This window comes from Paenibacillus sp. FSL F4-0087, assembly GCF_038020215.1.
Lineage (GTDB): Bacteria > Bacillota > Bacilli > Paenibacillales > Paenibacillaceae > Paenibacillus > Paenibacillus taichungensis.
This window is the reverse complement of record NZ_JBBODJ010000001.1, coordinates 6656011-6676287: the sequence shown is the minus strand read 5'-3', so window position 1 is coordinate 6676287 and position 20277 is coordinate 6656011. Positions and strand designations below refer to the sequence as shown.

Genomic DNA, 20277 nt, shown 5'->3' with positions numbered 1-20277 from the left:
CCATAGTAAAACAGCAAATGCCACTCTGCGTACGATTCGCAGGGTGGCATTTTGTATTACAAGCTATAAAGGTCATCCGGTTTCATGAGAGCCTTCTTTCTGCTTCTTGCGATATTCATTGGGGCTGCAGCCCATCTCTTGTTTAAATAGTTTGGTGAAGTGAGAGTAGTTGGTATAACCCACATTTCCAGCAATGGTATGCACCGAATGTGCGGTGGTCTCCAGGAGATGCCGGGCCGCCACAAGACGGGTATGGATGACATAATGGCCCAGTGAAATGCCCATCTCTTTCTTGAACAGCCGTGCCAGATAATCCGGATTCAGATAGACCATCTCCCCCAGATTATTCCTCGTTAAATCTTCTCCATAGTGCGTGCGTATATAGTGGGTAATCTCATGTACAACCGACTTGGGCTGCTCGGCAACATTCAGATATTCCGCAGCCGTATTAACCAGGTAGGCAATATAGGATTGCATATCTTCAATAGAATGCAGAGATTGCATGAACAATTGATCATTCGTTTTGCCCATATATAGCTTGTGCACTTCGATCTCCTTACTCTTCAATTGGGCATACACAAGTTGCACCAGATCAAGACGCAACAAACTTAGAACGGCGGTACCTACCACACCTTCACGGACCAGTTGATGCATATAACGACCCGTTTCATCCAGAAAAGCCTGGAAGCGATTTTCATTTAACAATTTCTCCAGCAATCCCAGATCAGGCGGTGTGTAATTCAACTCGGGTCTATTATAGTTTTCCAGTAAAAAAGTTTGGTTGCGATGTTTGATTCGCTCTTCATTCATAAGCAACAACTCATTGATGGTATGACGAATCTGACCCAGTGGTATAGAGAATCCGATACTACAGCAAACATCAGACTTTAGGTAATTATTAACCTCGGGGATAAACAAACCGCACATGGATTCGATCAGCTGTGCATCCGGCGCCCCGTTCCATTTTAGAATAATCATCCAGTTATGATCCTTGATTTCGATAATGGCTTCAATGGAGAACAACGTGTTCTGGAACCGCTCAACCATTACATTCAAACACGCGTAATCGAACAGGTTCTTGTCCGTCTTGCCCAGCGTATGATCGTACGGAAACAGGTTAACCAGAATAGGGAGAAACAGATCGGTTGTTTCATAAGGCAGATTTTGTTCTGTCAAAAAGGCAGAGACGTTGGCAGGGCTGGAAGGAAAAGCTTTACCGGAGATTAGCCTGCGCCAGCTGTCCTCAATCAGTTTGCTTCGGTTTTTCTGCCACAGCTCACCCTCATGAATGGCTTTCTCAATGAATTGCTGGTCGCGGGCTTTAGCAACTGCCTTTTGAATAATAAGAGTTAACTTGTCAAACTCGATTGGTTTTAGAAAATAATCAAAGCTTTGCAGCTCGATTGCTTTCTGGGCATAGTTGAAATCGGCATAGTTGGTCAGAAATATCGTCTGTACATTATGCGATTCCTCCCGGACCCATGCGAGTAATTCCAGCCCGCTACCCTGGGGCATCTCAATATCACATATGAGAATCTGTACGGGATGAGTTTGCAACACTTCCTTGGCCTGCGCAATATTGTATGCTGTGAATATTCTATGAATCCCCAATGCCTCCCAATCAATTTTCTTTTCCAAAGCCATGACAACAAAATAATCATCATCAACCAGCAATGCATTCATGGTTTGTCACCTCTCCCGGAGTATCTGAATTCAGTATCATTTTAGGCAAGGAAAGCGTGATCCGAGCGCCACTTGCGTCGTTTGCAAACGTAATATTTGCTTCATCTCGATATAACAATTCCAAACGTTGGATGGTATTCATAATGCCGATCCGGTTGCCGCCAGTTTGTTCCAGCGCTTCTCCACGCACCAAAGCGTCAAGAACATCCGGGCTGAAGCCTGGTCCTGTATCCGAAATCTGGATGAGTACATGATCGCCACTTTCCTGTCGTTGTTCCGTCACGGATAAAGTAATACATAGTTCCCGGTCTCGAGAGACCCCATATTTGACCGCATTTTCGATGAATGTCTGAATGACAAGTGGAGGCACAGCGATGCCCGTGATGACCTCAGGCTGTTCGATTCGATAGGAAAAAGCGTCGCGGTAACGCGACTTCTGGATGTCCAGAAACGTTCTCACATGTTCAATCTCATTCTCCAGAAGAACGAAATTCTCCCCACTTTGAAAGATATATCGGAAATAACGGGAGGTAGCTAGTGCCATACTCTCAATTTCCTCGTACATCTGCATCTGTGCCATACTGTACATGCTCGTCAGACAATTCAGGAAAAAGTGAGGTTTAATCTGCAATTTCATATAATCCAATCGTATTTTTTGTTTCTCCAATTCTTGCTCGTAGCGATCGATCTTGAACCGTTTAATCTGGCTTACCAGTTCTTTAAACTGTGCATTGACCTGCTCCAGTTCCATTATCCGGCTACTCTTGAAGTCTGTCGCTTCATCTCCTTCGTTAATACGCGCCAGATTTTTGGAGAATCTCTGAATGGGAACGAGCAGATTTCTCCTGAAAAACATGATGATCGCACTTAACGTGGAGGTGATGATCAGAAAAAGCAGCATAATGAGCAGCTGAGCTACCATGATTTTCTCGAATGCGCCAAACTTGATGGCCATATGCACGCTGAATGCCGCATTGGAGAAGTCGCTGCTGACAATATTATGAGACTGGAACAGATCGAGAAATGAATGTCTCTCTTCTGGTATGTGATCCCCGCCGGCAGGTCCGGAAAGTTGCACTCCATTTTCGTCTACTAGAGAGGCGTACCCATTGGCACCCAGATTAATCTGCTGGAGAGGGGCGATCAGTTCATCTGCGGATATCAAGGCAACAAGATAACGGTTGTAGTACGGCACAATATTGATAAGATAAGAAGTGCCGTTCACGTGAATTGGTGTCCAATGGGAATAGAACTTCTCATATACACCTTTATCACGGGTCAGCGTAATGATTTGTTTTTTCACTTCTGAATAATCCGAATAGGAGATACTTATTGGTGCGCAGTTAAGGAAATATTCACTATTCTCCAAATAATAAAAGAAATTGTACGACTGCCCGTAGTTTCGCTGTAGTTCGGCGAAGAGCAAATGTAGTTTCTCGTTGGCCTTCAGGAACGGAATACTGTTCACGCCATATGTATTCATGTTGTCGAGATTCTCGTCATTGGCCAGTGTCCACCCCATGAAATGATTAATGTACGCAAAATCGTGATTAATGCGATTGATGTACAGATCAGCTGCATCCTGCAAGTATTGGGTGGACTGCTGTTTGACCATGGAGATGGACGCAATGCTGATTACGAGATCCAAGATGAGCACGACAAAAGAAATGACGAACATCATGCGGATATAATGCCGGATGGGGTAGGGTTTGATGGTGTTCAGGTTTGCCATGGAACAATGCACCACTTTCTTGATTGCTTGGTTATGAATACGCTTTAATATCTCAGGAATAGTATAAAACCTTTATTTGAAAAAAACATAAAGAATTGCATCTTTTGATTCAGAAGTCCGAATTACACACACGAAAGTCTGGATAACGATATGATTTTTGCATGTAAGCATCTTGGTTACTTGTAAAGCTGATGGATGGAACTATAGAAGTCCGAATAACGTCCTTAGCGGTCCGATAAACCCAATGTGAAGCAGTTTATACTGAAGCTATTCCAGAGATGACAGGTCCTACGGGAGAGCAGCATCAGTATATTTACAGGAGGGAAGGAAGAACCATGAGGACCAATCCACTTTATATTGGAAGAACGTTGGAGAGAATTAGGCGAAATTGGGGTCTTTACGTTTTGCTTTTTCCAGCGGTTCTGTTGACACTTTTATTTGCCTACAAGCCGATGTACGGCGTATTAATCGCCTTTAAGGACTACAGTCCGGCGCTTGGGATCGGAGACAGCCCTTGGGCTGGATTCAAATACTTTGAGAAATTCTTTAAATCCTATCAATTCACCAATACGATACGTAACACACTTGTGATCAGTCTGTACAGCTTGGCTACTTTTCCGATTCCAATTATGCTTGCATTACTGGTGAACCAGATGAGAGCAGGGAGATTCAAGAGGTTTTTTCAGACAGTCTCCTATATGCCTCACTTTATCTCAACGGTAGTTATGGTCGGGTTGATGCTAATCCTGTTCTCGCCAAGTACAGGACTTGTTGGCAATATGTATCAGCTGTTTGGAGCACAAGCACCGGACTTAATGGGTTCATCAGCTCTGTTCAGCAGTGTGTATGTATGGTCTGACGTGTGGCAGCATGTCGGTTGGGATAGCATTATCTACATTGCCGCGCTGTCTGCCGTAGACCCAAGCCTTTATGAAGCGGCCACGGTTGATGGGGCAAGTCGATGGCACAAGGTTCGTTATATTGATATTCCGATGCTGCTGCCGACTGCCATAACGCTGCTTATTCTGCGGGTAGGTGGATTACTCGGCGTAGGTTTTGAGAAGGTGTATCTGATGCAGAACGACCTGAACATTCTCTCAAGTGAAATTCTGTCCACTTATGTATACAAAATCGGGTTGCTGAGCAGTCAATACAGCTTCTCCTCAGCAATAAACCTGTTTAACACGGTCATTAATTTCATTTTGCTTATTCTGGTCAATCAGTTGTCCAAGAAATACAGTGAAAACAGTCTATGGTAGGGGGGAGACAAACAAGATGAGCGTTATGGAACCGGCAGCAATGACCAGAACTCCCCGTATCAAACGTCGACCACGTGTTACGGTTGCAGAAGTCATATTGTATGCCTTTGCTGTTCTTTTTCTAATTGCTATCATTTATCCGATCTATTTTATTGTCATCGCCTCGTTCAGTGATCCTTCATCTGTGGCTAACGGACAGGTGTGGGTGTTCCCCAAAGGATTCACTCTGGAAGGGTATAGGGAACTTCTCCGACACGAAAATATCTGGATCGGATATCGCAATACCATTCTGTATACAGTGGTTGGAACACTCTTCGGGCTTGTCGTTAATATTTCGGCGGCTTATGCATTATCGAGAAAAGATCTGGTTGGGCGCAAATTTTTCTCGCTGTTCTTTATCTTTACAATGTTCTTCAGCGGGGGATTGATTCCAACCTTCCTGACGATCCGCGACTTCCATCTCTATAACACGTTCCTCGTGATGGTGCTTCCGTTCTCTGTAGTTGTTTTCGACATGATTGTCGCCCGGACATTTTTCCAGACCAGTATTCCGGGAGATTTATGGGAAGCTGCCCAGATCGATGGCTGTGGTAACCTGCGGTATTTTGTACTAATCGTATTGCCGCTGTCCAAAGCAATCATCGCAGTACTTGGACTATGGATTGCTGTAGGGTATTGGAATTCATATTTTAATGCCCTGATTTATCTGAAAGATCCGAATCTATATCCGCTGCAACTCATTTTACGTAATATTCTCATCACAAATCAGATGCAGTCTGGCATGGGTACAGGAGAAGCAGCACAAGTTGCCCTGCGTCTTGCCAATTTGATGAGGTATTCCGTTATTATTATCGCTACAATGCCAATCATGTGTGTGTATCCATTCATCCAAAAATACTTCAATCAGGGGGTGATGATCGGCGCAGTGAAGGAATAGGCAGGTTGAAATTCATTACGAATCAAGGGGGTTCCCAAATGGGGAAAAAGATAGGGAAGAAGTTATTCACCAAAATGAGCAGCCTGATTCTCGCGTCGGCTATGTTAGTCAGCGTGGTTGGCTGTAGTAGCGGAAATGGTAGTGAACCTGCGGAGACTACGGTATCAAGCGATTTTAATCAGGAAGGTATGCCAATTGTCAATAAACCGGTCACACTCAAGGTGCTGACGGTTCGTTGGGGGAATATGGGCGACACCTTTACACAGAACCAATGGCTCAAGGATTTGGAGAAGGATTCTAATGTGAAAATTGAGTGGCAGGTCATGTCCTCTAATGACTGGGGTGAGCAGAAATCTATTATGCTTGCCAGTGGTACACTCCCGGACATTATCTTGGGTGACCAGGTGTTCAGCGATTCGGACATTGTAAACAACCTGAGCTATTTCCGTCCACTGGATGAGTACATTGACTCGTATATGCCCAACTTGAAGGCGGCTATGCAAGAGACGCCAGATATGAAGAAAATCAGCACGTTTCCTGATGGCAAAATCTATTCTATGCCAACAAGACTGCCTGCCCGTCCGAAAAGCCGGAATCAGCCTGTAATCAATAAGGCTTGGCTTGATAAGCTGGGGCTGAAAGCACCAACGACAACAGAAGAATTGTATCAGGTATTGAAAGCGTTTAAGGAAAAAGATCCGAACGGAAATGGAAAACAGGACGAAATTCCGTACACGGAAACGGGACTGAATGTGGATTTCCTGAATCCATTCGGAATCACTGACATTAATGCCAGCAGTATGATTGTGCAAGACGGTAAACCGGTCTTCTTCCCAACGACTGACGAGTATAAAGAAGCTCTTATTTATACACATAAGCTGTATTCAGAAGGGTTGATTGATCAGGAGCTGTTCACACAAGACAATACAATGACATCAGCCAAATGGCAAAATGCAGACATTCCAATCGTCGGCTTTAGCAACCAATGGACGCCTGATGCTGTGTTTGGAAAGTGGAGCGACCAATATGAAGCGATTGCACCTATTGCCGGACCTGATGGCAAACGCTATCAGCCTGGGGATCCTGGGGGCATGAATCTGGCTCGTAATGAACTGCTCATTACAAGTTCATGTACTGTTCCTGAAGTAGCCGCACGCTGGGCAGATCAGTTCTATTCTAACGAAGCCAGCATTCAGAATTTCTGGGGTGCGATCGGAACTGTAATTGAGAAAAATGATGATGGCACATACACGTTGATGGACCCGCCGGCAGGCACCAGCGCCGATGCTTGGTACTGGGATCAATCCTTGCGTGATTTCGGACCCAAATATGTAAGCCCTTCCTTTGAAGAAAAAATTAAGCTTAATCCGAAGGCTGGTGACGGTCTCAAGCTGGAAATCGATCAGTTGGGCAGTGCAGATGTAACAACACCTTATCCGAAGGTTATGTACAATGCTGAAGAGTTCCAGGAGCTGCCAACGCTGACAACGGATATTGACGGTTATGTAGCAACAATGCGAGCTCAGTGGGTAACCAAAGGCGGCATCGAAGAGGGCTGGGATGCTTATATCAAAAAGTTGAATGATATGGGACTTGAACAGTTACTGACCATCCGTAATAATGCCTTCGAACGTTATATGAACGTCAAATAGAGTGGAGTTCAGTCACATCATTCATTGATTAAATAACAAAAAGGTGCGCTTCCTTATTGAAGGAGTGCCCCTTTTTGTTCGTTTATGATCTGCGTTTCAACAATAAAACGCCACTGATGTTCGATGTTTTTTTGCTATAGACCACTTTAAAACCAATATCATTGTCCAGCAAACAGTTTAAGGCATTAATCAGCAATGCACCACGCACCAGTGTGAAGGTACAAGGGGATGTGTTCCCAATCACACGTACACTTCTGATTCGGCGTGCAGAACCGGGAACGAGCGGATTTCTGGACCAATAGATCAATACTAAATCCGGTTGTGGAACAGCCTTTACACATGCCATCCTCATCATCTCTTTTCTATTAGATTCTTTATAGTAAATGAAAAGCAGATTCAGAAGGTGCTAGACAAAAGACGCGATATTTAATAAATGGACAATCACGAGGTAAACCTCATGGCTAAGCTCATGTTATTCGTATTTGTAGTCACACATGGGATTCGGATCAAAGTATGGTATATCAGGCAATCATAAGTGTTCTTCCAGTCCCATACATATAATGCTGGAGGTGATTGGAATGAGCAAGGAACCCATGGATGAGAACAAAAAGATAGAGCAGCGAAATGCCTTTCTTCGGGATAATAACGGAAAAGAAATGTCTTCCAATGAAGGGATTAAAATATCGGATGATAGCAACTCACTAAAAGCTGGGGATCGCGGACCCACGCTGCTAGAAGATTTTCTGATGCGTGAGAAACTGTCTCACTTTGACCGTGAACGCATTCCGGAGAGAGTTGTGCATGCACGGGGATATGGAGCCTACGGTGAATTTGAGTTATATGAGTCACTTGAAGAGTTAACGATGGCGCATTTTCTTCAGGATCCCGGTGTGAAAACACCGCTATTTGTTCGTTTTTCCGAGGTCGCAGGCTCCAAAGGAGTGAACGAAACGAATCGGGATGTGCGTGGGTTTTCAGTAAAGTTTTATACCGAAGAGGGCAACTTTGATCTGGTCGGGAACAATATTCCGATCTTCTTCATTCAGGATGGGATTAAGTTTCCGGATCTGATACATGCGCTGAAGCCGGAACCCAACAATGAAATTCCACAAGGCTCCACTGCGCACGACACCTTCTGGGATTTCATCGCGAATAATCAGGAGTCGGCAGCGATGGTCATGTGGATTATGTCGGATCGCACGATACCGCGAAGCTTTCGAATGATGCAGGGATTTGGAGTACATACCTTCCGGCTGGTGAACAAAGAAGGTAAATCCAGATTCGTGAAATTTCATTGGCGGCCGGTACTTGGTATGCATTCTTTTGTGTGGGATGAGGCGCAGAAGCTGGGCGGGGCGGACCCGGACTTTCATCGCAGAGACTTGTGGGAGAATATCAATGCAGGCAACTTTGCTGAGTTCGAACTTGGAATACAGGTGCTGGAGGAAGCAGATGAATTCAAGTTTGATTTTGATATTTTGGATGCAACGAAATTATGGCCAGAAGAAGACATTCCGGTTCGAATCATTGGCAAAATGACGATTAACCAAAATGTCGAGAATGTATTTGCGGAAACGGAACAGTCGGCTTTCCATCCTGGCAACATTGTACGTGGCATTGATTTCAGCAATGATCCACTGCTTCAAGGCCGACTATTCTCGTATACGGATACACAATTGGCAAGGGTGGGCACGAATTATCAAGAATTGCCGATTAATCGTCCCGTGTGCCCTGTACATAATAACCAGAGAGACGGAGCTTCCCGTTACACCATTGATCGAGGAAGAGTCGCCTACCACGAAAACTCTCTTGCCAATAATTCTCCCTATACTGTGCCCGGTACAAAAGGTGGGTTTGTAACGTATCCTTCCACGGTGCAAGGTCTCAAGGAACGAAAAACGGCAGATAGTTTTCTGGATCATTTCTCGCAAGCACGTTTATTCTGGAACAGCATGACAGGCGTGGAGAAGGGTCATATCATTCAGGCACTCACGTTTGAGCTCGGGAAGGTAAAGGACGTTTCGATTCGTCAACAGGTCGTTGATATGTTAGGAAATATCAGCACAGAGCTGGCGACCATTCTGGCCCGCGAACTTGGAGTCGCTGTACCGAACGTTCATGAATCTTCAGTGACCAAATCCTCCCCTGCGTTAAGCATGGCCAATACCGTGTTTTCTCCCAAAACGCTGCGCGTCGGGGTGATTGTCGGTGAAGAATTTGATGGTCCGAGCACACAATACATTTTGGATGAGCTTAAGAGCGCTGGACTTTGCCCAGTCATTGTTCATGAAAGACAAGGTGTGGTCCATGGAACGAGCGGTGTGGAGTTGAAAGTGGACGACAGCTTTTTGACCGGATCACCTTTGGTATATGATGGGTTATTCATTGTTGGAGGACAGAAGGAAGATGATTATTTTCAGAAATACACCCGATCCTATGCCATTGAAACGTACAATCATTTTAAACCGATAGGAGCTACACCGACGGGGGCAGTGCTGATTCAGCCAGTCGGCATTATCGGGAAACCTGGTGTCATCGTGGAACAGAAACCTTCAGCTTTTGCAGAGCAATTCATTCAAGCCATGACCCAACAACGCTTCTGGAATCGAACGTAGCAGGCTGGATGCCTTCAAACGAGCGGATCTCAAATAACAAGAAAAGGACCTCACTAGAGATCCTTTTCTTTTTTTCGTGTGCTTGAAAAAATAAGAGCGATATTTCCCTAATTTGCTGCAATTGATTATTTCCTTACTTATTGGTGCTATGCTGTTTCGCCGGCAGTTTATCCGTTGGTGTACCTTTACCATTGTTTTTGTTATGACGTGCTTTTTCGGCGTTCTCATTCACTTTTTTTACAAAATCATGGGTGCTCTCCATGTTAAGCAAACCTCCTTCAAGGAATCAAAATGTGTAGCCTGAATCTTAATATAACCATTGGAAGGTCATTATATTTGGATGCTCCACTCTTACTGTAATATCATTACGACTAGTATGAAACGTCGGTGGGATAAACTGGACATGGGAAGTTCAGGCGTCTAAACTGTATAGAACGATACAAACAAGAAGGAGCCCGAATCGAACCATGTTGCAGAAATTCGGTTTTACACAATATGAAAGTCAGGTATATGAGGCCATATTTGCGCAGGATGCACCGCTTGATGCCACATCCATTGTTAATTACTCCAATGTACCCAAGGCTAAGATATACGAAGTGCTTAATCGGCTTATTGATAAGGGAACCGTACTAACAACCATGCATGGGAAGAAAAAATTGTACATGGCGGTTGATCTTCAGTCCATTATCCTCAAAATAAGGGCTGACTTTGAGAAGGATATTGAGGAATTAAAGACGTATAAAATCAAACGTACATTCACTGATGAACATATCTGGACATTGAAGGATGCAACATCCATTGCATCGAATATTGAACAGCTTATTGAGGAAGCGGATTCATCTATCCTTTTTCTGGCCTGGAATGAGCAAATGGAGAAGTACCGGGAGCTTCTGGAGCAAAAAGAAGCTGAAGGTGTACATGTGGAGGTCCTGGCTGTAGGAGGACTGCAAACGTCTCTAGCCCATAAATATTCGTTAATTCCAATGCTTGAGGACAGTAATCTTGAGCCCTCGCAGCTAATCATTGTTGACCATGGTTATCTTTTGTTTGCAGGAATCGAACATGATTCATGGAAGGCGATCAAGACAACGTCCAAACCGATTGTTAAAGCAATGACGGATTATTTCTATCATGACGTCGCTCTTACTCAAATTACCAAAAAATACGGTGACCAGCTGCTTCAGGATGAAGAGATTGCACGTCTGCTGGCGCGATTAATTTATTAAAACGATGGTTCCAAAGCTATTCTTTCTGAGAATAGCTTTTTTGTATTGAAATCTCCTCTCGATTAAGTTACTATCGTAGTTGTAACTTTCGAGGAGGGTTCAAAAATGAATAAAAAAGTATATGTCCTGGCAATCGCGGCATTTGTGGTTGGTACCGTTGAACTCATTTTAGGTGGGATTCTGGACTTGATTGCAACAGATCTTCATCTGACCTTGGCCAAAGCCGGGTATTTAATTTCCATTTTCTCACTTGTCTATGCGTTATCTGCGCCTATTTTGTTAAATATGACGGCCAGATTCGAACGTAAAAAAGTATATATGTGCACTCTATTCGTTTTTCTAATCAGCAATCTCATCTCTGCGTTCAGTGCCAATTTCTATATGCTCTTGGCAGGCAGAGCATTGGGGGCCGCAACGGGATCTCTGATTTTTGTCCTGTCTCTGACGCTCGCAGCCCGTATTGTGGAGCCGCAGTATAAAGGGCGTGCTGTGGGGATTATCACGATGGGAGGAAGTGCTTCACTGATCCTGGGTGTACCTATCGGAATCTTTGTGGGTAATCTTGCTGGATGGCGTGAAGTGTTTATGTTGATCGCAATTTTGACTGCAGTAGTCATGGTTGCCATTGGCATTGCCATGGATCGTGTGCAGCCGATTCCGGCAGTATCCCTGAAGAAGCAGCTTACTGCTCTATGGAACCCAAAAATGCTGGCAATCCATGTTACAACATTGCTTGTGCTCGCAGGACACTTGACGTTATATGCTTATTTCACACCATTTCTCCAGGAAGCGCTTGGAGCCAGCTCAACAATGGTCACCTTTATCTATATGATGTTTGGTATCGCTGCTGTGGCAGGGGGAGGAATTGGCGGCATATTATCAGATCGTTTGCACCCAGCCAAAGCCATTATCATCGTGCTAATACCCTTTATCATAAGCATGGCGGTTATTCCATTTAGTACCGGGTTGCCTTTAATTGCCTTCTTGATTCTGCTAAGTATCTGGAGTGCGCTAAGCTGGACCGTTACCCCGGTACAGAATAGTCTGATTATCAAAACCTCACCGGCAACGGCTGAAACGTTAATTAGCACCAATTCAGGAATTGCACATGCGGGTATTGCTCTCGGAACTTATATCGGCGGGGTGGTTATCGATCATTCATCCATTATGTATACAGGATGGGTGGGATCGGTTCTAATCCTGATGGGTCTGGTGTCAGCCTTTTATGCAATTAGTCGCAAAGAGCAAACGGTTCATGCCGCCGAAAAATCGTTAGTATAAAAGTTATCTTTTCCAAATTGGTCTATATAGCTTCAAATAACCTCTGCGGTCCAATAATTATTGGATTGCAGAGGTTTTTTGAATGACATTAGGCATAATATCTCTATATTCAATTTGCAAAGGAACTTGATTTATTTAGGTTATCCCATATAATTATTATAGCTTTATAAAGTGTCTTAATTTATTAGTTCGAAAATTAATATAGACGTAAAGGGGAAACAATCATGAGCAATATCACAACAAAATCGGAAAAGCAGAAAATGATCGATGGTGAACTGTACTTGGCTTCCGATCCCCATTTGTCTCAAGACAGGGAATATGCAAGGAAAATGACACGCATGTACAATCAGACCACAGAAACAGATGGTGAGCTCCGTACAAAGGTATTAAAAGAGCTGTTAGGTTCAACGGGTGAACACCTGAGCATGGAACCGAATATTCATTTTGACTATGGATACAACATTCATGTTGGAGAGCATTTCTATACCAACTTTAACTGTACGATACTTGACGTATGTGAAGTGCGCATTGGGGATAACTGTTTAATGGGACCTGACGTTCACATATATACCGCTACCCATCCCTTGAATCCATTCGAACGGATAACAGGTGCAGAGTATGGAAAGCCAGTAACCATAGGCAATAATGTATGGATCGGAGGTAGGGCAGTTATCAATCCAGGAGTCACCATTGGGAACAATGTCGTAATTGCTTCCGGTGCCGTAGTTACAAAAGATGTTCCGGACAATATGATTGTTGGTGGAAATCCTGCTAGAATCATTAGAGAGATAGAGCTTTAATCTATTCATTTTGGACAGAAGAGTTGGAGGCATAAGAATTCATGACAGAAAAAGAGAAATCACAACTGGGACTACTGTATAATGCAAATTACGACAAAGAATTAATTGATGAGCGGTTGTACGCAAAGGGACTTTGTTACGAGTATAATCAGCTTCATCCTGGCAAGATCTCTGAGAGAGAGGCGCTGCTCAAAAAGTTGCTTGGGAAAACGACGGATCGTTTCCTGATCGAGCAGCCATTTGTATGTGACTACGGCTATAACATTGAAATTGGTGAGAACTTCTATAGCAATCATAATATCGTTATGCTGGACGGGGCAAAAATTAGTTTTGGTGACAACGTTTTTGTTGCACCAAATTGTGGATTCTACACTGCCGGTCATCCTTATGATGTGGAGCAACGTAACGAGGGTCTTGAAATTGTAGGTCCGATCACAGTGGGCAATAATGTATGGATCGGTGGCGGCGTGACTGTGCTTGCGGGTGTGACCATTGGAGATAACACAATCATCGGGGCAGGAAGTGTAGTTACCAGAGACATTCCTTCGGATGTAATTGCTGCGGGTAATCCATGCAGAGTTATTCGCAAAATAACGGAAGCAGACAAAACGAAGTATAGAAGAAGCTAACACAAGTGTATACGAACCTTCAGAATGCCCGATGTTTTTCATCGGGTGTTTTTAATACCTCTGGAGATATTGTATAGTTACTACATTGGGGAAGAAACTATGGAGTAGGGGTGCTTATGAAAATAGCGAACGCGTATTTGATGAAAGAAATTAATATAAACCATGTACGCCAGGTCATGAAACGGGTGGAAACAGCAACCAAGCCACAACTGGCCTCCTTGACCAAGCTCAGTGTAGTAACCGTCAATTCACTGGTCAAAGAGTTGTGTGAACTGGGTGAACTGTTTGAGGACGAGACAGTACCTTCCAACGGGGGAAGACCTGCATTAACCTACCGATATAATTACGATTTTAGCTTGGCTTTGGTCATGTATATCAACGAAAAGCAGGGGCAGGATCTGATTACAGCCACCGTCATTAATCTAGAGGATAACATGGTATTCAGAGAAGAATATACAATGCCCGCCTTTGATCAGAGACACTTCTATGAAATCATTGGGAACGTACTGTCTCAGCATGCTTCCATTAAAGTCATCGGTATCGGTATTCCGGGACAGACCGTGAATGGAGAAATTACGGTGAGCAGTCACCGGCAGTTAGAAGGTATCCGCATGATTGAAGATCTTGAAGCACAGTTCGGATTACCAGTTCTGGTGGAAAATGATGTGAACGCTGCAATTAGCGGATATTGTGCAAAAAAAGAGTTGGACGAGGATCAATGTGTCATCGGAATTTATTTTCCAACCAAATATCCTCCAGGCATGGGCATTTATCTGAACGGTAAAGTGATCAAAGGAAAACTTGGCATGGCCGGGGAGGTTAAATACCTTCCAATGGGGATTGATTGGTATAATTCAGTGGAAAAGGAAGCGTTTATTGCAACGGTATGCAAAATGATTCAAACGGTAAATGCGATTCTTGCTCCAGATCAGGTTGTAATTTACCAGAAGATGGTTGAAGAAAATGCATTGGTTGAAGCGTGGCAAATGTATCAAGCGGATCTGTCGATGCCATCTTATCCTAATGTCATTCTGATCGATTCCTTCCGGGAAGACTTTGAAGCAGGGATGCGATGGCTAACATTGAAAGCGTTGGAACCCGATTTGGTTCAATTTAACTGAAATCGGGACTCACTATATTAGTAAAAAACCCCCCAGCAGCAAACCATACATCATCACATCATATTGCAATGTATGTCCTTGTTTTCTGTTGGGGGAAAGCAGGAATGTACCTGCTACAGCGGTATCACTTACTTAACGTTTTAGGCTCTTGCCGTTACTACCGATGATATCTTTGTACCAGTGGAACGACTTTTTGCGATACCGCTCGAGTGTTCCTGAACCATCGTCATGGCGGTCAACATAGATATAACCATAACGCTTTTTCAATTGTGCTGACGAAGCACTGACCACATCAATACATCCCCAGGACGTATATCCCATAACTTCAACGCCGTCTTCAATGGCTTCCCCGACCTGAACAAGATGATCATTCAAGTACTGAATGCGATAGTCATCTTCAACTGTCTTTTCACCATCAGGTCCAGTAATAAGCTCGTCCACAGCGCCCAGCCCATTTTCCACAATAAAGAGTGGTTTCTGATAACGGTCATAGAACATGTTCAAAACATAACGCAGTCCTTGCGGATCGATCTGCCATCCCCATTCACTTGCAGGCAAGTAAGGGTTAGGTATACCGCCAAGCAGGTTACCTTCACCTGCAACCTGTTTATCCGGATCAGCCGTTTGGCAGATACTCATGTAATAGCTGAAAGAAATGAAGTCGACGGTATGGAGCAGCAAGTCTTCGTCGCCATCTTCCATTTGGATCTGGATTCCATGCTCCCGGAAGTAACGTTTCATGTATCCAGGATAACGGCCTCTCACATGTACATCTCCGAAGAAATAATTGCTGTGTTCGAATTCCATCACTTTAATCATATCATCGGGATTCGGTGTTAGCGGATAAGTCGGCATACTGAGCATCATACAACCAATCTGTGCAGTTGGAATGATCTCATGACAGAGTTTCACAGCAGAAGCGCTGGCTACAAACTCATGGTGTATTGCCTGATAAAGATCCTGCTTGCTCAATTTCTCTTTTGGTGTGTAGATCCCACCACTCATAAAAGGTGCTTCCAGAATCGAATTGATTTCGTTGAACGTGAGCCAGTATTTCACTTTATTTTGATAACGTTTGAATACAGCAGTCACATAACGCTCGTAGAAGCCGACCATCTTCCGATTAACCCAGCCATCATATTCCTTGGAGAGATGGAGAGGTGTCTCGTAGTGGGAAAGGGTGACCAGTGGTTCGATTCCGTATTTATGACACTCGTCAAAGAGATCATCATAGAATTGAAGGCCTTCTTCATTGGGTTCCAGCTCATCGCCCTTAGGGAAGATACGGGACCAGGCGATGGAAGTACGGAATACCTTGAATCCCATCTCAGCGAACAGCTTGACGTCTTCTTTATAACGGTGATAGAGGTCAATCCCGATCAGTTTCATGTTATTTTCAGTCGGTTCTTCAGTAATGGGACCCATGATACCTTTGGGAGCCACATCCTGAGTAGACAAACCTTTGCCGCCTAAATTATATGCACCTTCAGCCTGGTTGGCGGCAATCGCACCACCCCACAGAAAGTTTTCGGGGAAATCAAATGATGGATGTTGAGAATGAGTCATGTGTATCGCTCCAATCGTTATGAATTCGTTGTGAATATTACATACAGCAGCACTGCATAAAAAAAGCTTAATCGTTGGAACGGGTTACACGTCAAGTTTTACTTTTTATTTATTTTGAGGCAAACTGTAATTCATCATAGAAAGTCAGCCAGAAAGGAGACTTCATGTGTCCAAATTTGATGAAATTATGAAGCTGTCCGGCTACTCGAAGGCCACGGTGTCCAGAGTAATTAATCATTCACCGCATGTGAGTGACGAGGCCCGGCAGAAAATAACACAAATCATGAAACAGCTAAACTATATCCCGAACCGAAATGCCGTTTCGTTATCTACCGGACAGACCAAGCAAATTGGAATTGTCACATCTGCCACCAACGAGATTATCCTTACGTTTATGAATCAATTCATTGATACAGCGATGGATTATGGATTCCAGACCCTGATCTATACTTCGCGTGGAGATAAAGAGATTGAATTGCAGGCGTTCGAGGATCTGCGGAGTAAACGGGTGGATGGACTGGTGATTATGACCTGTGTCAACCCTCCAGACAAACTGAAAGCCTACTGCGAGTATGGTCCGATTGTATCTTGGCAGCGGATGGGAGATGACGAAATTCCGTCAGTGGCTATGGATCAGGCGCAAGGCTACAAGCTGGCTCTGGAACATCTGGTGTCCAAAGGCTATTCCCGCATTGCCAATGCCTTTGGCAGAGCAGAAAGTCTGAATACCCAGAGTCGGCGTGAAGCCTATGAATCATTTATGACAGATAAGGGTCTGCCTGTATTGCGTGAGGCCTATCAATATTCCGTGTTTAGTTCATCTGACGGGGAAGAGGCGATGCGAAGAATGGCAAATGGGCCAGAACTTCCTCAAGCGGTGTTATGTTCAAATGATTATGCAGCAATCGGAATCTGGTCCGAAGCACGCAAACAGAATATACAAGTTCCCGAACAACTTGCCATTGTTGGCTTCGATGATATAGAGCTGTCCCGTGTGCTTGGAATAACAACCATACATAATCCAATTGCAGAACAAGCCACCCAGGCATTTCATCGATTATGGGCCGTCCTTGGCAAGCAGGAGTTACAGCCTCAGCAACTGGAATTTCAACTGATTGAACGTGCGACCACCTGAATTGATTTTTTTGGGAAGTAAAGTACATCATTGCTTACGAATTCTTACACCATTAGAGAACGTAGCATTGCAAAGGAGAGATTGTTATAGCACGTGTTTTATTTATTAACGGTGGATCAGAGGGACATGTCAATCCAACGATTGGCGTGGTACAAGAGCTTATTTCACGCGGGGAAGAGGTTGTGTACTTCACTATAGAAGCGTATCGGGAGCGTATGGAGAAGACGAGTGCTGTAGTCCGAACCTTTGACGGTCAGAAATTCATTAAAGCCTTTGTCACAGGTGGCAGAGATTATTTGCTCGAACGAGTCAACGGTCTTTTGCTTACGGCAGATATCGTCATTCCAAGCGTGCTTGAACAGATCAAGGGTGAACATTTTGATTACATCATCCATGATTCCATGTTTGGCTGTGGACGTTTACTTGCGCAAATTCTGAAGCTACCTGCAATTAATTCGTGTACTTCTTTTGCGCAGGCTGAAGAATCTTTCGATCATTTGCTGCAACACTTTTTCTTAAATGTTCCTGCCGAAATCGCCCAACCTATAAACGATACATTCCATAGCTTGACGATGAGGTTACAGAAAAAATATGAGGTGGAGATTGCTTCTCCCTACGAGGTGTTTTGCAATCCCGCGCCACTTACCATCGTATATACAACAAAGGAATTTCAGCCTTATGGAGAAGAATTCGACCACACGTATCAATTTGTAGGACCGTCCATAGTTTCGCGACTATCCCATGAAGACTTCGATATGGAAGGAATTAAAGGGAAAAGACTGATTTACATTTCACTGGGTACAATTTTTAACCAAGCTCTTGATTTCTATAAGCTTTGCTTGGAAGCATTGGGGAATACCGATTATACAATTGTCATGTCTGTAGGGGATAGAACACAGCTTGCTGATCTGGGAGCAATTCCGGAAAATTTCATCGTTAAACGTTATGTTCCACAAATGGATGTATTGCAATCTGCTAAATTATTTATCACACATGGCGGGGTGAATAGTACCAACGAAGGTTTATATTACGGGGTTCCCCTCATTATACTCCCTCAGAGCGCGGATCAGCCGATCATTGCAGAGCAGGTTGTTAGTAGGGGAGCGGGCCTCCGTTTACAAATGCAAACCTTGACTGCCAATCAGCTGCGTGAAGCTGTGGATCATGTGTTGAGCGTTCCTTCTTTTGAGAAAACTGCTGCGAATTTGAGGGAATCCTTTCGAAAATCAGGCGGATATCATTGTGCTGTTGATGCGATTTTCGAATTTAAGACTCAACATTTCATTCACGGATAGTTCAGTCATTAATTATTCAAAATTGAAGCATTTCCGGACCAGAACCATGCGGTATACTGAACAAGACGTTTCAAGAGAAGCTGCATTATTACAAATTATGTGGCTTCAAGTTGAAACATCTTGTAACAAGTTACATATTTCACAAACTAGCCGCTGGAAAGGTGAGATTGAACAGGATGAAGACAGTCACAGGTCGATTCAGAATTGCAGGCATATGGGAAGGTGTATCATTACTGCTGTTGATTTTTATAGCTATGCCGCTAAAATATTTTGCCGATATGTCTTCCCCAGTAACCATTATGGGTATGATTCACGGTATTCTTTTTCCGCTATATCTGATTACACTTGTGCATTTGGCTGTTGTGAAGAAGTGGAAAGCTTCACGTTGGTTCATGGGATTGGTAGCAGGCTTATTGCCTTTCGGAACATTTGTATTCGAGTCCTATCTTCGCAAGAGAGACTGGAAGTAAGGCTTGCAAAAAAAGAACAACAATGACAGCAGGCGACCAACTCCGGATGTTATCCGAACTGGTCGCCTGCTCGTTTCTGTGCAAATTCTTTTTTTGGAAAGAGTGCGAACGCGTTATTTTACAGTACCTTGCTGACGATCCGATAGCAGGCTAACTCCAATATCACCAGAGGCATCAGATACAGGTGCATACGCGGAGAAGGAGATAACGGCAATCAGGGCGGTAAGCAGAAAAACAAATGATTTTTTCATACAATAACCTCTTTTCATATGGGATGATCTTCCAACTATATTTTAATGCAGATAGGCTGTGTTTGAAAAGAAAATGTTTAGGGGAACGCAAAATTTGTACAGTTAGACATTCGTGATAAACTAGATTGTACAACACACTCGCGAAATGACTGAAAGGGATGACCCTTTATGAAAGAGATTAATGACATAACATCCATAGAAATGATCGAAGAGATGATTCAACAACATGAATTGGTTTTTTTATATGTATCTCGGCCAGAATGTAGCGTATGTCACGCCTTACTCCCCAAGATTAGGGAGTTACTTGAACCTTATCCGATGGTGCACCTGGCACACATCAATGCCAACCAAGTGGAAGAGGTGGCGTCCAGGTTTCTTATTTTCACAGTACCCACGATGATTATGTTGGTGGAGCAGAAGGAATATATTCGAGCTGATCGCTTTGTTCGCTTCGATCGATTGGAAGAGCAGGTGCAGCAGATTTATTATATGTACACCCAGAATGGGGAATAAGAAGCATGATTCAAGGCAGCTCCTATTTGAGCTGCTTTTTTGCATCTCTGTCTCTAATTTCGGTGCTAAGCAACCATGCCATCTTCAAAGCAAAAGAATGTGAAAAATAATT

19 protein-coding genes are annotated in these 20277 nt (G+C 43.8%); 13 read left to right on the top strand and 6 right to left on the bottom strand.

The window, feature by feature from the left end:
* Nucleotides 1-72 precede the first annotated feature (72 nt).
* Nucleotides 73-1683, bottom strand: a complete 1611-nt coding sequence (locus tag MHB84_RS30185) for a response regulator (RefSeq protein ID WP_076288343.1) — start codon at nucleotides 1681-1683, stop codon at nucleotides 73-75.
* Nucleotides 1664-3415 carry a cache domain-containing sensor histidine kinase gene (locus tag MHB84_RS30180; protein WP_076288344.1) on the bottom strand — a complete coding sequence of 584 codons (1752 nt, stop codon included), beginning with the start codon at nucleotides 3413-3415 and terminating at the stop codon, nucleotides 1664-1666. Before MHB84_RS30180 ends, MHB84_RS30185 begins: the two co-directional genes overlap by 20 nt.
* A 335-nt stretch (nucleotides 3416-3750) precedes the next feature.
* Here MHB84_RS30180 and MHB84_RS30175 point away from each other — a divergent pair, with 335 nt between their 5' ends.
* Genes MHB84_RS30175 through MHB84_RS30165 form a run of 3 tightly spaced genes read left to right on the top strand, consistent with a single transcriptional unit; the run spans nucleotide 3751 to nucleotide 7263 of the window.
* Complete coding sequence (locus MHB84_RS30175) at nucleotides 3751-4674, top strand: ABC transporter permease (protein ID WP_076288345.1); 924 nt, start codon at nucleotides 3751-3753, stop codon at nucleotides 4672-4674.
* 40 nt (nucleotides 4675-4714) lie between these two features.
* The gene (locus tag MHB84_RS30170; protein ID WP_076288862.1) at nucleotides 4715-5611 is read left to right on the top strand and encodes a carbohydrate ABC transporter permease; all 897 of its coding nucleotides are present in this window, start codon (nucleotides 4715-4717) and stop codon (nucleotides 5609-5611) included.
* Nucleotides 5612-5649: 38 nt separating this feature from the next.
* On the top strand, nucleotides 5650-7263 hold the full coding sequence (locus MHB84_RS30165; RefSeq protein WP_083678818.1) for an extracellular solute-binding protein: 1614 nt from the start codon (nucleotides 5650-5652) through the stop codon (nucleotides 7261-7263).
* Nucleotides 7264-7345: 82 nt separating this feature from the next.
* Here the strand turns inward: MHB84_RS30165 and MHB84_RS30160 are convergent, their stop codons facing one another.
* Nucleotides 7346-7609 (bottom strand): hypothetical protein, encoded by a 264-nt coding sequence (locus MHB84_RS30160; protein WP_076288346.1) that lies wholly within the window; start codon nucleotides 7607-7609, stop codon nucleotides 7346-7348.
* 232 nt (nucleotides 7610-7841) lie between these two features.
* Between MHB84_RS30160 and MHB84_RS30155 the strand changes: the two genes are divergently transcribed.
* Nucleotides 7842-9878, top strand: coding sequence for a catalase (locus MHB84_RS30155; protein ID WP_445322118.1), 2037 nt, complete (start codon nucleotides 7842-7844; stop codon nucleotides 9876-9878).
* Nucleotides 9879-10011: 133 nt separating this feature from the next.
* Here MHB84_RS30155 and MHB84_RS30150 read toward each other — a convergent pair whose 3' ends face one another.
* Nucleotides 10012-10140 carry a DUF4023 family protein gene (locus tag MHB84_RS30150; RefSeq protein WP_036664828.1) on the bottom strand — a complete coding sequence of 43 codons (129 nt, stop codon included), beginning with the start codon at nucleotides 10138-10140 and terminating at the stop codon, nucleotides 10012-10014.
* Between the two features lie 205 nt (nucleotides 10141-10345).
* On the opposite strand from MHB84_RS30150, the gene MHB84_RS30145 reads away from it, so the two are divergent.
* The 5 genes from MHB84_RS30145 (at nucleotide 10346) to MHB84_RS30125 (ending at nucleotide 14935) form a co-directional block, all read left to right on the top strand.
* Nucleotides 10346-11104: a TrmB family transcriptional regulator gene (locus MHB84_RS30145; protein ID WP_076288347.1), complete on the top strand. Its 759-nt coding sequence runs from the start codon at nucleotides 10346-10348 to the stop codon at nucleotides 11102-11104.
* 105 nt (nucleotides 11105-11209) lie between these two features.
* Nucleotides 11210-12385 (top strand): MFS transporter, encoded by a 1176-nt coding sequence (locus MHB84_RS30140; RefSeq protein WP_076288348.1) that lies wholly within the window; start codon nucleotides 11210-11212, stop codon nucleotides 12383-12385.
* Nucleotides 12386-12609: 224 nt separating this feature from the next.
* A complete protein-coding gene (locus MHB84_RS30135) occupies nucleotides 12610-13185 on the top strand; it encodes a maltose acetyltransferase domain-containing protein (RefSeq protein ID WP_179087138.1) in 576 nt (191 codons plus the stop codon).
* Nucleotides 13186-13226: 41 nt separating this feature from the next.
* Nucleotides 13227-13814: a sugar O-acetyltransferase gene (locus tag MHB84_RS30130; protein WP_076288349.1), complete on the top strand. Its 588-nt coding sequence runs from the start codon at nucleotides 13227-13229 to the stop codon at nucleotides 13812-13814.
* A gap of 116 nt (nucleotides 13815-13930) precedes the next feature.
* Entirely contained in the window at nucleotides 13931-14935 is a 1005-nt protein-coding gene (locus MHB84_RS30125; RefSeq protein WP_076288350.1) for an ROK family protein, read from the top strand.
* Between the two features lie 132 nt (nucleotides 14936-15067).
* Here MHB84_RS30125 and MHB84_RS30120 read toward each other — a convergent pair whose 3' ends face one another.
* Nucleotides 15068-16501 carry a glycoside hydrolase family 1 protein gene (locus tag MHB84_RS30120; RefSeq protein ID WP_076288351.1) on the bottom strand — a complete coding sequence of 478 codons (1434 nt, stop codon included), beginning with the start codon at nucleotides 16499-16501 and terminating at the stop codon, nucleotides 15068-15070.
* 166 nt (nucleotides 16502-16667) lie between these two features.
* Between MHB84_RS30120 and MHB84_RS30115 the strand changes: the two genes are divergently transcribed.
* The 3 genes from MHB84_RS30115 to MHB84_RS30105 all read left to right on the top strand — a co-directional run bounded on the left by MHB84_RS30115 (nucleotide 16668) and on the right by MHB84_RS30105 (nucleotide 19401).
* Nucleotides 16668-17636: a LacI family DNA-binding transcriptional regulator gene (locus tag MHB84_RS30115; protein ID WP_076288352.1), complete on the top strand. Its 969-nt coding sequence runs from the start codon at nucleotides 16668-16670 to the stop codon at nucleotides 17634-17636.
* Between the two features lie 86 nt (nucleotides 17637-17722).
* Nucleotides 17723-18931: a macrolide family glycosyltransferase gene (locus MHB84_RS30110; RefSeq protein WP_076288353.1), complete on the top strand. Its 1209-nt coding sequence runs from the start codon at nucleotides 17723-17725 to the stop codon at nucleotides 18929-18931.
* Between the two features lie 176 nt (nucleotides 18932-19107).
* Nucleotides 19108-19401 carry a DUF3817 domain-containing protein gene (locus MHB84_RS30105; RefSeq protein ID WP_076288354.1) on the top strand — a complete coding sequence of 98 codons (294 nt, stop codon included), beginning with the start codon at nucleotides 19108-19110 and terminating at the stop codon, nucleotides 19399-19401.
* A 113-nt stretch (nucleotides 19402-19514) separates the two neighbouring features.
* Here the strand turns inward: MHB84_RS30105 and MHB84_RS30100 are convergent, their stop codons facing one another.
* Nucleotides 19515-19652, bottom strand: coding sequence for a hypothetical protein (locus MHB84_RS30100; protein WP_175382695.1), 138 nt, complete (start codon nucleotides 19650-19652; stop codon nucleotides 19515-19517).
* A gap of 168 nt (nucleotides 19653-19820) precedes the next feature.
* Between MHB84_RS30100 and MHB84_RS30095 the strand changes: the two genes are divergently transcribed.
* On the top strand, nucleotides 19821-20165 hold the full coding sequence (locus tag MHB84_RS30095; RefSeq protein WP_076288355.1) for a thioredoxin family protein: 345 nt from the start codon (nucleotides 19821-19823) through the stop codon (nucleotides 20163-20165).
* Nucleotides 20166-20277 lie beyond the last annotated feature (112 nt).